This window comes from Kitasatospora sp. NPDC096204 (genome assembly GCF_044763205.1).
GTDB lineage: Bacteria > Actinomycetota > Actinomycetes > Streptomycetales > Streptomycetaceae > Kitasatospora.
In genome coordinates this window covers 19,182-31,941 of sequence record NZ_JBIWFT010000021.1, presented here as the reverse complement: position 1 = coordinate 31,941, position 12,760 = coordinate 19,182, and the positions used below count along the sequence as shown (strand labels likewise).

Below are 12,760 nucleotides of genomic sequence, written 5' to 3'. Positions count from 1 at the left end.
CAACACCACGGCCCCGGACTCCTCGGAGTCCGGGGCCGTCGTGGTGCTCCCGCCGTCAGGCGCGCGAGTGCGCCGCGCACGCCGAAGGGCCGGACCCCCGTACGGGAGTCCGGCCCCTCAGTGCCTACGGGCTGATCAGGCTTCGCCGCCGGCGGCACCCGGGTCGGCCGCGGCCACGTCCAGCAGCTGGTAGCGGTCGATCGCGTCCTTCAGCGCCGAGCGGTCGATCTTGCCCTGCTTGGCGAGCTCGGTGAGCACCGCCAGGACGACCGACTGGGCGTCGATGTGGAAGAAGCGACGGGCCGCGCCACGGGTGTCGGCGAAGCCGAAGCCGTCGGCGCCCAGCGACTGGTACTGGCCCGGCACCCAGCGGGCGATCTGGTCCGGCACCGCGCGCATCCAGTCGGACACCGCGACGACCGGGCCCTCGGAGCCCTGGAGCTTCCGGGTGACGTACGGCACCCGCTGCTGCTCCTCGGGGTGCAGCAGGTTGAACTCCTCGGCCTCCACCGCGTCGCGGCGCAGCTCGTTCCAGGAGGTCGCGGACCAGACGTCGGCCTTGACGTTCCACTCCTCGGCGAGGATGCGCTGGGCCTCCAGGGCCCACGGCACGGCCACGCCGGAGGCGAGGATCTGGGCCGGGATCTGGCCGGCGGTGCCCGGCGCGTACTTGTGCAGACCCTTGAGGATGCCCTCGACGTCCACGTTCTCGGGCTCGGCCGGCATCTTGATCGGCTCGTTGTAGACGGTGAGGTAGTAGAACACGTCCTCGCCGTGCGGGTGTTCGGCGCTGGAGCCGTACATCCGGCGCAGACCGTCCTGGACGATGTGCGCGATCTCGAAGCCGTACGCCGGGTCGTAGGCCACGACGCCCGGGTTGGTCGAGGCCAGCAGGTGCGAGTGGCCGTCGGCGTGCTGCAGGCCCTCACCGGTCAGCGTGGTGCGGCCGGCGGTGGCGCCCAGCACGAAGCCGCGGGCCAGCTGGTCGGCCATCTGCCAGAACTGGTCGCCGGTGCGCTGGAACCCGAACATCGAGTAGAAGACGTACACCGGGATCAGCGGCTCGCCGTGGGTGGCGTAGGACGAGCCGGCGGCGATCAGCGAGGCGGTGCAGCCCGCCTCGGAGATGCCGTCGTGCAGCATCTGGCCGGTCGGCGACTCCTTGTAGGCGAGGAGGAGGTCCCGGTCGACCGACTCGTAGGTCTGGCCGAGCGGGTTGTAGATCTTCGCCGACGGGAAGAGCGAGTCCATGCCGAAGGTGCGGTACTCGTCCGGCGCGATCGGCACGAAGCGGTTGCCGATGCCCTTGTCCCGCATGAGGTCCTTGAGCAGCCGGACGAACGCCATGGTGGTGGCGATGGTCTGGTTGCCGGAACCCTTCTTGACGGCCTTGTAGGCGTCGTCGCCGGGCAGCTCCAGCTTCCGCGGGCGGACCTTGCGGGTCGGCACGTAGCCGCCGAGCTCCTCCCGGCGGTCGTGCATGTACTGGATCTCCTCCGAGTCGCGGCCCGGGTGGTAGTACGGCGGGAGGCCGTCCTCGAGCTGCTTGTCGGTGATCGGCAGGTGCAGCCGGTCGCGGAAGCGCTTCAGGTCCTCGACCGTCAGCTTCTTCATCTGGTGGGTGGCGTTGCGGCCCTCGAAGTTGGGGCCCAGCGTCCAGCCCTTGACCGTCTGGGCGAGGATGACCGTCGGCTGGCCCTTGTGCTCGCGGGCCGCCTTGAACGCCGCGTAGATCTTCTTGTGGTCGTGGCCGCCGCGACCAAGGTGCTGGATCTGCTGGTCGGACATGTTCTCGACCATGGCGCGCAGGCGCAGGTCGCCGCCGAAGAAGTGCTCGCGGATGTACTCGCCGGACTCGGTGGCGTAGGTCTGGAACTGGCCGTCCACCGTGGTGTTCAGCTTGTTCACCAGGACGCCGTCGCGGTCCTGCGCGAGCAGCGGGTCCCAGCTGCGGTCCCAGATGAGCTTGATCACGTTCCAGCCGGCACCCCGGAACTGGGACTCCAGCTCCTGGATGATCTTGCCGTTGCCGCGGACCGGGCCGTCCAGGCGCTGCAGGTTGCAGTTGACCACGAAGGTCAGGTTGTCCAGGCCCTCGCGGGCGGCCAGGGACAGCTGGCCGAGCGACTCGGGCTCGTCCATCTCGCCGTCGCCGAGGAAGGCGTAGACCTGCGAGTCGGAGGTGTCCTTGATGCCGCGGTGCTCCAGGTAGCGGTTCATCCGGGCCTGGTAGATCGCGCCGAGCGGGCCGAGGCCCATCGAGACGGTCGGGAACTCCCAGAAGTCCGGCATCAGCCGCGGGTGCGGGTAGCTGGAGAGGCCGTACGGCGCCTTCGACTTCTCCTGGCGGAACGCGTCGAGCTGCTGCTCGGACAGTCGGTCCAGCAGGAAGGCGCGGGCGTAGATGCCGGGGGAGGCGTGGCCCTGGAAGAAGACCTGGTCGCCGGACTCGCCCTCGGCGTCCTTGCCACGGAAGAAGTAGTTGAAGCCGACGTCGTAGAGCGACGCGGAGGAGGCGAAGGTGGCGATGTGGCCACCGACGCCGATGCCCGGGCGCTGGGCCCGGGAGACCATGACGGCCGCGTTCCACCGGGTCGCGTTGAGGATCTTGCGCTCGATCTCCTCGTTGCCGGGGAAGAACGGCTCGTCCTTGGTCGCGATGGTGTTGACGTAGTCCGTGCTGCGCATCTCGGGCACGGCGACACGCTTCTCGCGGGCGCGCTCGATCAGCCGCAGCATCAGGTAACGGGCACGCTCACGCCCCCGCTCGTCGATGGCCGCATCGAGCGACTCCAGCCATTCCGCGGTCTCCTCGGGATCGAAGTCCGGGACCTGACTCGGAAGGCCGCCAATGATGATCGGGTTGCGATCGGATCCGGAAGCCACGCTGTTCCTTCACTGTCGGTCGAAACTGAGGTGTGTCGCGCCGCCTCCATCGTGCTACCGCGCTCGGAGATCCGTCATCTCTACCGACCGGTAACCGTTCCGCCTGGTGGGCGGTCCGGTCTGGTGGCGCGCGGCGCGGGCGTCTTCGTCCGCTCCGCACACCCCCGGGTGTTACGAAAAGAGGTGGTCCGACCTGGTGTCCCGTCCACCCGATGGCGGGCGGCCGGGGTGAGGGCCAACAGGAGACTTTACGCCCGCGCACGCGCGGACCCGAATGCCGTTCGCATCTCGGTCGTGCGTACGGCCTGTGGGCCGGGACCACCCGAAGCATCCTCGGCCCATGCAGAAAAGGGCAAATCGGTGTGATTCCCACCACGCCGCGCGGCGTGTCCCGCTGCGACACGTCAACCTTTGGGGGGGATCGGGGGTCGGGTACTTGCGCGAACCGCCGCGCCCGTGTGGACTACGGCCACAGCCTCGGCATGGATGCCGAGCCGAATACTGGAGGTTATTCCCGTGAGCGCGACCGCGGACCCCGCGGACAAGTCCAACCCGGCGACCCGTCTCGGCTTCGAAGAAGGCCAGATCATCCAGGAGCTGGGGTACGACGAAGACACTGACCAGGACCTCCGCGAGGGCATCGAGGAGCTCACCGGTACGGATCTCGTCGACGAGGACTACGACGACGTCGCCGACGCCGTCCTGCTGTGGCACCGCGACGACGACGGGGACCTCACCGACGCCCTCGTCGACGCGCTGGAGTACCTCGCTGAGGGCGGCCTGATCTGGCTGATGACGCCCAAGACCGGGCGGGACGGCCACATCGAGGCCTCCGAGATCAACGACGCGGCCAAGACCGCGGGCCTCTCCCAGACCAGCTCGATCAACATCGTCAAGGACTGGGCGGCCACGCGGCTCGCCACCAAGTCCACGGCGAAGGGCGGCAAGCGCTGAGCGGGCTCTGAAGCCCCGCGCCGGGCCCCGCCGGAGGAACCCCTCCGGCGGGGCCCGCCGCATTCCCCGGCGTCGCACCTCCCGGCGCGGCGTTCCCCGGCGCCGTATTCCCCGCCACACCCGGACGGGCCCGCCGCCCCGTTCGCGCACGGCGAACGGACCGGGGCCGCGACCGTCCGCCTCATCCGTTCGGTCGAACCTCCGTAAACGGATGCGAGGATGTGGCCTGCCGCGCCCGCCGCGCGGCGCGGTCGCGTCAGAAAGGTCCCGTCCATGGCCATCGAGGTCGACATCCCGGCTCCGGACTTCGAGCTCAACAACCAGCACGGGGAGACCGTCCGGCTCTCCGACTTCCGCGGCCGCAAGAACGTCGTCCTGGTCTTCTATCCGTTCGCCTTCACCGGCGTCTGCACCGGCGAGCTGGGCGCGATCCAGCGGGAGCTGGCGGGCCTGCAGAACGACACCGTGCAGGTGCTCGGCGTCTCCTGCGACTCGCAGTTCTCCCAGCGGGTCTTCGCCGACCGGGAGGGGCTGGAGTTCCCGCTGCTGGCCGACTTCTGGCCGCACGGCGAGGTCACCCGCGCGTACGGCGTCCTCGACGAGGAGCGGGGCTGCCCGCTGCGCGGCACCTTCGTGATCGACACCGAGGGCACGGTGCGCTGGAGCGTCGTCAACGGCCTCCCGGACGCCCGGGACGAGCAGGAGTACCTGAAGGTCATCGCGGCGCTCTGAGGCCCCCGCCCAGCGCCCCGACGGCGCCGTACGCACTCCCGCGACACCCGCCGGCCGGGTGCCGTCGGGCCGTGTCCGGCCTGATCAGGGGTGCGGACGGGAACCCCGTACTACGCTCGGGCCGTTGGCGGGGTGGGGTGCGGGAGCCGATGGGCCTCCCGACGCCCCGGAACGCACCACCGGGGGCACCACTGGACGTGCCTCCCGATTCTTGGAGGACTAGTGGGAGTCAGCCTCAGCAAGGGCGGCAACGTCTCGCTCACCAAGGAGGCACCCGGCCTCACGGCCGTGGTCGTCGGCCTGGGCTGGGACGTCCGGACCACCACCGGTGCGGACTTCGACCTGGACGCCAGCGCCCTGCTGTGCAACGCCCAGGGCAAGGTCGCCTCGGACGGCAACTTCGTGTTCTTCAACAACCTGAAGAGCCCGGACGGCTCGGTCGAGCACACCGGTGACAACCTGACCGGCGAGGGCGAGGGCGACGACGAGGCGATCAAGGTCAACCTGGCCGGCGTGCCGGTGGACGTGGAGAAGATCGTCTTCCCGGTCTCGATCTACGACGCCGAGACCCGAGGCCAGAACTTCGGCCAGGTGCGCAACGCGTTCATCCGCGTGGTGAACCAGGCCGACAACTCGGAGCTGGCCCGCTACGACCTCTCCGAGGACGCCTCCACCGAGACCGCGATGGTCTTCGGCGAGCTGTACCGCAACGGCAGCGAGTGGAAGTTCCGCGCCATCGGCCAGGGCTACGCCTCCGGCCTGCGCGGCATCGCGCAGGACTTCGGCGTCAACGTCTGAGCCTTCGGGCACACCCTGCGGCGCGGGTCCCGCGCCGTTCCGCCGGGGCGGCCCCGGACCTCCGTGGTCCGGGGCCGCCCCGGTTCCGTCCGACCCGGTGCCGCGGTGGTCCGTCGCGCTGCGAGGATGTGAGTTCAGGAAGTTCAGCCGACCGGAGCCGGTCGGCCGGGGTCGCGGGGGATTACACCTGGATGGCGCCCCGGGAGAAACAAGGGAGGAAGAACGTCATGGTGGTCACGCTCGCCAAGGGTGGCAACGTCTCGCTCACCAAGGCCGCGCCGAACCTGACGCAGGTCCAGATCGGCCTCGGCTGGTCCGCCCGTTCGACCACGGGCGCCCCGTTCGACCTCGACGCGAGCGCCCTGATCTGCGGTGGAGGGCGGGTGCTCGGCGACGAGTACTTCGTCTTCTACAACAACCTCAAGAGCCCCGAGGGCTCGGTGGAGCACCAGGGCGACAACCTCACCGGCGGCGACGAAACGGGTGACGACGAGGTGGTCCTGGTCAACCTGGACCTCGTCCCGGCCCAGGCCGAAAAGGTGATCTTCGCGGTCTCGATCTACGAGGCCGAGGCGCGGCTCCAGAACTTCGGTCAGGTCCGCAACGCCTACATCCGGGTCGTCAACTCGGTCGACGGCCAGGAGATCGCCCGCTACGACCTGTCCGAGGACGCGTCCAGCGAGACTGCGATGATCTTCGGCGAGCTGTACCGCTACGCGGGCGAGTGGAAGTTCCGCGCGGTGGGCCAGGGGTACGCCTCCGGCCTGCGCGGCATCGCGCTCGACTTCGGCGTGAACGTACAGTAAGGGCGGAAATCGGACTTATCGTACCCGACCCGATCATGAGAACAGAGGGCAGTGCGGGGGTGACCTGACCGGGCCGGGCCCGGTCGGGACGTCTCGGGGACGAGGCCGCCCCCGGCACGGCCAGAACCCGAAAGGTAGCCAACTCCCGTGTTCCTCCGCACATTCGGCTGGTCGTTCGCGATCACCGCCATCGGCCTGGTCGCGGCCGGACTGCTCTGGGGAGCCCAAGGCTTCGGCATCGTGCTGATGCTCTCCATCCTGGAGATCTCCCTGTCGTTCGACAACGCGGTGGTCAACGCCACGGTGTTGAAGCGGATGAACCCGTACTGGCAGAAGATCTTCCTGACCGTCGGTGTCCTCATCGCGGTCTTCGGCATGCGCCTGGTCTTCCCGTTGCTGGTCGTCGGCCTCACCGCGAAGCTCAACCCCGCGACGGTCATCGACCTCGCGCTGCACTCCGACAAGACCCACGAGGGCCTCACCTACGCCCAGTACCTGGAGGCGGCCAACCCTGCCATCGCGGCCTTCGGCGGCGTCTTCCTGCTGATGATCTTCCTCGACTTCATCTTCGAGGAGAAGGAGTACAACTGGCTGGCCTGGATCGAGCGGCCGCTGGAGAAGGTCGGCAAGCTGGAGGCCTTCTCCAGCGTCGTCGCCCTGGTCGCCCTGCTGCTGGCCTCCAACTTCTTCGCCGAGGAGCACGCGGAGACCGTCCTGCTCGCCGGCGTCCTCGGCCTGGTCACCTACCTCGCCGTCAACGGCCTCTCCTCGATCTTCGAGTCGGGCCTGGAGGCCGAGGAGGAGCGCGAGGAGGCGGCGGAGAAGGCCGGCAAGTCGATCGTCCAGGTCGGCGGCAAGGCGGCGTTCTTCCTCTTCCTCTACCTGGAGGTCCTGGACGCCTCGTTCTCCTTCGACGGCGTGGTCGGCGCGTTCGCCATCTCCAGCGACATCTTCCAGATCACCCTGGGCCTCGGTATCGGCGCGATGTACATCCGCTCGCTGACCGTCTTCCTGGTCCGCAAGGGCACCCTGGACGACTACGTCTACCTGGAGCACGGCGCGCACTACGCGATCGGCGCGCTGGCGGCGATCCTGCTCGTCGGGATCAAGTACCACATCCCGGAGATCGTCACCGGCCTGATCGGCGTCGCCTTCATCGGGCTGGCGCTCGGCTCGTCGATCCTGCGCAACCGGCGCGAGGGCGCGGACGAGGAACCGGAACTGGTCGGCAGCGGCAACAAGTAACCGCCGTCCGACGACCGGCACGCGAAACGGCCGCCTCCGGGGTTTCCCGGGGGCGGCCGTTCGTCGTGTGTCCCTGGTCGTTCCTGTGGGGTGCGGGCCCTATCCCAGCTGCTGCTCGATCGCGCGCAGCTTGCGCTCCAGCGAGTCCAGCTTCGGCATCGACAGGGTGTCGTCGTCGGCCGTCAGGTCGACGGTCGAGCCGCTGCGGGACGACCCGGTGCCGGAGACCGAGGAGGACCCGTAGGAGGAGGACGAGTACGAGGAGGACGTGTACGGGGAGCCGACGGCGGCGCGCGGCCGGCGGCCGGAGTCCAGGGCGGCCGGCTCGAGCGGGTCGGCGGACTGCTTCGAGGCCGCGTACGAGGAGGCGGAGGTCGAGGTGGTGGCGTCGGTTTCCGTGGCTAGGGCAGGCTCCGTAGCGCTCGGGCCGTCTCCGGCAGCCGTGAGGGCGGGAACCTGGCGGCCGCCGCGGGCCCGGGCGAGCATGCCGGTCTGGCGGGAGATGGCCTTCAGCTCGGCCCGCTCACGGCGGTCGGCGGTACGGGCGCGGGCCTTGGCGTCCAGCTTCGCCTGGCGCTCCTCGCGCACCTCGTCGACCGCCTCGTCCAGGCTGCGGACGTTCTCCAGCAGCATCAGCGACCAGGCCGCGTAGGTCTCGCGCGGGGCGCGCAGCCAGCGGACGATGCGGATCTGCGGCAGCGGGCGCGGCACCAGGCCCTGCTCGCGCAGTGCGGCCTTGCGGGTCTGCTTCAGCGCCCGGTCGAAGAGGATCGCCGCCGAGATCGACATGCCGGAGAAGAACTGCGGGGCACCGTCGTGCGACACGCCGCGCGGGGCGTGCACCCAGTTGAACCAGGCCGAGGCGATCGCGAACACCCAGACCAGCAGGCGGGAGCCGAGCGCGGCGTCACCGTGGCTGGCCTCGCGGACGGCGAGCACCGAACAGAACATCGCGGCGCCGTCCAGACCGAACGGGACGAGGTACTCCCAGCCGCCCGACAGACCCAGGTTCTCCTTGCCGAAGCCGACCAGGCCGTGGAAGGACAGCGCGGCGGCGACACCGGCACAGCAGAAGAGCAGCGTGTACGAGGAGATGCCGTAGATCATCTCCTTGCGGCGGCGGCGCTCCTCGCTGCGCTCCCAGGAGTCGCCGGACTCGTCCTTCTTCGAGCTCTTGAAGCGCAGCGTCGCCATCAGGACGGCGACGAACAGCAGGGCTGCGCCGCCGACGACGGTCCAGACCAGCTGTATGGAGGTCAGGTTCATTGCGGGTCGGGCCTCGGGTTTCCGCAGGGGACAGGATCACAGTGCGACACAGACGGTCAGGACCCGCCGTGCGGGCACTGCCTGACGGTTCGTTCGTCGCCGCACGGCATGCCCGCCGCATCCGCGCAGGGGCGGACGGGACACCTGTGCGGCTAGACGATATCGCGTCCGAAGGGGCGGCATGTTACGGGAGGGCGGCTTCTCGGGGCCAATCGACCCGCCGGTCGGGCCCGGTTGGGTAGGGGAGGGGGTGAACGGGGTATCCGATGGCCGGGCCGATGCCCGATCATTGGTCGGCGGGCCGTCAGAACGCCTGACGGGAGCAGGGGGAGAGGACTGCATGGTCTCGATCTGGGAGTACCTGCGCGGGGACAAGAGCTACACCTTCGACAACCCCGGCGGTCAGCACAAGGTCATACTCACCAAGTCGGCCCCGCAGCACGCGATCACCGGGGCGGCCGCCACCACCGGCTACCTCTACGTCAACCTGCACTGGACGATGAGTGCCGGGGGCACCTCCCGGCCGAGTTCGCGGGAGTCCGTCAGGCGGTTCTTCAGCCCGCGGATCCTGCGGCCGCAGGATCCGGACTCGCCGCAGAACGCCGAGCCGACCAACGTCGACCTCGACCTGGCCTGCATGTACGAGCTCTCCGACGGGAGCACGGGTGTGGTGCAGCCGCTCGGCGGGCTCTTCGGCGACCTCCAGAACGCGCCGTACATCAAGCTCAGCGGCGACGACCAGTACGGGGCGCCGTCCGGCGAGACGATGTACGTCAACCTGGAGAAGAAGGACAAGTTCAAGCGGCTGCTGATCTTTGTCTACATCTACGACGGCACGCCGGCCTTCGAGCAGTCGAACGCGGTGGTCACGATCGTGCCGCAGACCGGGCCGCGGATCGAGATCAAGCTGGACGAGCGGGCCCGGGCGGCGCGTTCCTGTGCGGTGGTGCTGATCGAGAACGCGGGGGACAACCAGCTGAGGGTGCGGCGCGAGGTGCGGTACGTCAACGGGTTCCAGGCGGACATCGACCGGCTGTACGGGTTCGGGATGCAGTGGCAGCGCGGGTACAAGAGCGACTGAGGCAGTTGCGCGGTCGGGCGGCCGAGGACAGCTGAGAGCGGCCGAGCGCAACTGGGCGACCGGCGGCGGTCGGTGGTCCTGTGGCGGGCGGTGGTCCTGTGGCGGGCGGTCCGGGGGCGTCGGCGGGGCCGAGTTCGGCGGGCGGGGCCGGGTTCGTCGGGCGGCCCCGCCGGGCGTCAGCGGGGCTGGAACTGCGGGCCCTGCGGGGGCAGCGCGAACTCCTCGCCGGTGGGTGCCGGGGGCTGGGCCGTCGGCGGCTGCGGCGGGACGGGCGGTTGCTGGCCGGTGCCGGGCTGCGGGTAGCCGTAGCCGGCGGGGCTCTGCTGCTGCGGGACGGGCTGGTGCTGGGGGGCGGGCTGGTTCGGCTGGACGGGCTGGACGGGCTGGACGGGCTGGTTCGGCTGGGGATAGCCGTAACCGCCGGGCTGGGGGTAGCCGTAGCCGCCGGCGGGCTGTTGCTGGTGGGGGTAGCCGTAGCCCGTGCCGGGCTGGGGGTAGCCGTAACCGTTGCCGGGCTGACCGGGCTGGTGGGCCGGGGGTGCGGTGGGCGGCGGGGGCATGGTCGGCGGGGCCGCGGGCGGCGGCGGGGTCGCCGGTGCGGGCGCGGTGCCCGCGGCGCCGGTGGCGGCCGGTACGGCGGCCGGAGGTTGGGTCGGCGGCTGGGCGGGCGGTGCCGGTGGGACGGCCGGGGCCAGGGTGAAGGTGCCCGGCTCGGGGGTGGTCGAGCGCGGGTCCGGCATCGGGGTGCTGCGCGGGTCGAGCGTGCCGGCCGCGGTGGCGGTGGACCCGGGCGCCTGAGCCAGGGCCTGCGCCTGCTCGGCCTCCGCCTCGTCCTCCACGGTGATGCCGAAGTCGGTGGCGAGGCCGATCAGCCCGGAGGTGTAGCCCTGGCCGATCGCCCGGAACTTCCAGGCGCCGGAGCGGCGGTACAGCTCGCCCGCGACCAGGGCGGTGACGTTCTCGGCGTCGTCGATCGCGAACTCGGCGAGCGCGGGCGCGCCCTCGCCGGCCGCGGCGTCGAAGAGCAGCAGACGCAGGCCCGGCACCGAGCGGAACGGCCCGCCCTCGGAGGAGCCGGCCAGCACCACGCGGTCCACCTCGGCGGGCAGCTTGCCCAGTTCGACCTCGACCGTGTCGATGATCTCGGCGCCGCCGGAGGTCTGCTGCTTGGGCAGGTGGCGGACCAGGCCGGAGGGGTGGCGGGGCTGGTTGTAGAAGACGAAGTCGGCGTCCGAGCGGACCTTGCCGGTGGCGCCGAGCAGCAGCGCGGACGCGTCCACGTCCGGCGCACCGGGCGTGGCGCTCCAGCGCAGCACGGCGCGGACCGCCGCCGCCGGCAGTGCGATGTTGGCGCCCTTGGCCATCACGTGCGTCATAGCCGACCATCCTGCCTGTTCGCCACCCCTTCGGACAACGTGACCGGAGCGGTCCGTGCCGCGTCGGACTTTGCCAAGACTTGCGCTTTCCGAGGTTTGCCGCCGTCGATTCCGAGGTTCACGGCCGTCGCAACCGTGATCATCCATGATCGTCCAAGTGGACCGGGATGTTCCGGGAGTTCAGTGCCGGGGAACCGGGACCGGCCGGATCCCGTCCGTACGATGGGCGGGCGAAAGGTCCCCGGGGGGTCGGCACAGGGGCGTCCGGCGGAGGCGTGCCCGGGAACCATGGCACCCGGTCGGCCGGTTGACCAGGGTGTCGTCGGCAACGGACCGCAGGTCGGTCCACTTCCTGGAGGAGAGCACCTTGCGCCATTTCGGCCACCTCGCCGAGGACGTACGCGGCCGGCTCTTCCTGGAACAGCCGCGCCCGTTCAGCGCGCGGAGCGGGCCGGCGGTGCTCGCCACCGCCCTCGGCGGCACCCTCTACAGCCCGGCGACCAGGCCCGCGCTGGCCGCGGACATCCGCAAACTCGCTGGTCGGGGCGTGGTGTCGATGGTGCTCTGCCTGGAGGACGCGATCGCCGACCACGAGGTGGACGCGGGTGAGCGCAATCTGGTCGAGCAGCTGAATGACCTGGTCAAGGATTTCACCGACTGTACACAGAGCCACCCCCTGCTCTTCATCAGGGTCCGTGCCGCCGCCCAGATCCTCGACCTGGCCGAACGCCTCGGACCGGCCGTCGAACTGCTCAGCGGCTTCGTGCTGCCGAAGTTCACCCCCGCGAACGGCGGTGAGTACCTGGCCGCGCTGGCCGCCGCCGAGGCCGCGACCGGGCGGCGGCTGTTCGCCATGCCCGTCCTGGAGTCACCCGAACTCGCCCACCTGGAGACCAGGCGGGAGCAGCTCTTCGGCATCGCCGAGCTGCTCGCCCGCCACCGCGACCGGGTGCTCGCCGTCCGGCTCGGCGTCACCGACCTGTGCTCCGCCTACGGCCTGCGGCGCTCGCCCGACCTCACCGCGTACGACGTGGCACTGGTCGCGGCGGTGATCGGGGACGTGGTCAACGTGCTCGGCCGGGCGGACGGCACCGGGTACACCGTCACCGGGCCGGTCTGGGAGTACTTCCCGGTGCAGGAGCGGATGTTCAAGCCGCAGCTGCGCCGGACCCCGTTCGCCGGGGCCTCGCTCTCCGCCGCCCCCGGGGCACTCCGGGCCTCCGGCGAGGAGGTCCGCCGGCGGATCATCGAACACGACCTGGACGGGCTGATCCGGGAGGTCGAACTCGACCGGGCCAACGGCCTGCTCGGCAAGACCTGCATCCACCCCAGCCACGTTCCGGCCGTGCACGCCCTCTCCGTGGTCACGCACGAGGAGTACTGCGACGCCCGCGACATCCTCCGGCAGGAGCAGGACGGCGGCGGGGTACTGCGCTCGGCGTACACCAACAAGATGAACGAGGCCCGGCCGCACCGGGCCTGGGCGGAGCGGGTGCTGCTGCGGGCGGAGGTGTTCGGGGTGGCCCGGGAGGACGTGAGCTTCGCGGAACTGCTGTCGGCCTGCCTGTGCGGCTGACCGTGCTGGCGGTACAGGGGCGGCTGATTTCCCTACGGCT

Annotated in this window: 10 protein-coding genes; 7 read left to right on the top strand and 3 right to left on the bottom strand. The window is 70.5% G+C overall.

Features of this window, described 5'->3' with window-relative positions; all coding sequences use genetic code 11:
- Positions 1-135: 135 nt before the first annotated feature.
- Positions 136-2,886: a pyruvate dehydrogenase (acetyl-transferring), homodimeric type gene (aceE, locus tag ACIQ87_RS23045; RefSeq protein ID WP_402409622.1), complete on the bottom strand. Its 2,751-nt coding sequence runs from the start codon at positions 2,884-2,886 to the stop codon at positions 136-138.
- A gap of 516 nt (positions 2,887-3,402) precedes the next feature.
- Between aceE and ACIQ87_RS23040 the strand changes: the two genes are divergently transcribed.
- The 5 genes from ACIQ87_RS23040 to ACIQ87_RS23020 all read left to right on the top strand — a co-directional run bounded on the left by ACIQ87_RS23040 (position 3,403) and on the right by ACIQ87_RS23020 (position 7,421).
- The gene (locus ACIQ87_RS23040; protein WP_402409620.1) at positions 3,403-3,840 is read left to right on the top strand and encodes a DUF3052 domain-containing protein; all 438 of its coding nucleotides are present in this window, start codon (positions 3,403-3,405) and stop codon (positions 3,838-3,840) included.
- A gap of 273 nt (positions 3,841-4,113) precedes the next feature.
- Positions 4,114-4,572 carry a peroxiredoxin gene (locus ACIQ87_RS23035; protein WP_402409618.1) on the top strand — a complete coding sequence of 153 codons (459 nt, stop codon included), beginning with the start codon at positions 4,114-4,116 and terminating at the stop codon, positions 4,570-4,572.
- Between the two features lie 222 nt (positions 4,573-4,794).
- Positions 4,795-5,370 (top strand): TerD family protein, encoded by a 576-nt coding sequence (locus tag ACIQ87_RS23030; RefSeq protein ID WP_392869701.1) that lies wholly within the window; start codon positions 4,795-4,797, stop codon positions 5,368-5,370.
- A gap of 227 nt (positions 5,371-5,597) precedes the next feature.
- Positions 5,598-6,176 (top strand): TerD family protein, encoded by a 579-nt coding sequence (locus ACIQ87_RS23025; RefSeq protein ID WP_402409616.1) that lies wholly within the window; start codon positions 5,598-5,600, stop codon positions 6,174-6,176.
- Positions 6,177-6,323: 147 nt separating this feature from the next.
- Positions 6,324-7,421: a DUF475 domain-containing protein gene (locus ACIQ87_RS23020; RefSeq protein ID WP_402409614.1), complete on the top strand. Its 1,098-nt coding sequence runs from the start codon at positions 6,324-6,326 to the stop codon at positions 7,419-7,421.
- A 99-nt stretch (positions 7,422-7,520) separates the two neighbouring features.
- Here ACIQ87_RS23020 and ACIQ87_RS23015 read toward each other — a convergent pair whose 3' ends face one another.
- Complete coding sequence (locus ACIQ87_RS23015; RefSeq protein WP_402409613.1) at positions 7,521-8,687, bottom strand: DUF2637 domain-containing protein; 1,167 nt, start codon at positions 8,685-8,687, stop codon at positions 7,521-7,523.
- A 340-nt stretch (positions 8,688-9,027) separates the two neighbouring features.
- Here ACIQ87_RS23015 and ACIQ87_RS23010 point away from each other — a divergent pair, with 340 nt between their 5' ends.
- Positions 9,028-9,768 (top strand): Tellurium resistance, encoded by a 741-nt coding sequence (locus ACIQ87_RS23010; protein WP_402409612.1) that lies wholly within the window; start codon positions 9,028-9,030, stop codon positions 9,766-9,768.
- A 176-nt stretch (positions 9,769-9,944) separates the two neighbouring features.
- Here the strand turns inward: ACIQ87_RS23010 and ACIQ87_RS23005 are convergent, their stop codons facing one another.
- Positions 9,945-11,144, bottom strand: coding sequence for a TerD family protein (locus ACIQ87_RS23005; RefSeq protein WP_402409610.1), 1,200 nt, complete (start codon positions 11,142-11,144; stop codon positions 9,945-9,947).
- 367 nt (positions 11,145-11,511) lie between these two features.
- Between ACIQ87_RS23005 and ACIQ87_RS23000 the strand changes: the two genes are divergently transcribed.
- Entirely contained in the window at positions 11,512-12,720 is a 1,209-nt protein-coding gene (locus ACIQ87_RS23000; RefSeq protein WP_402409608.1) for an HpcH/HpaI aldolase/citrate lyase family protein, read from the top strand.
- Positions 12,721-12,760: the final 40 nt, after the last annotated feature.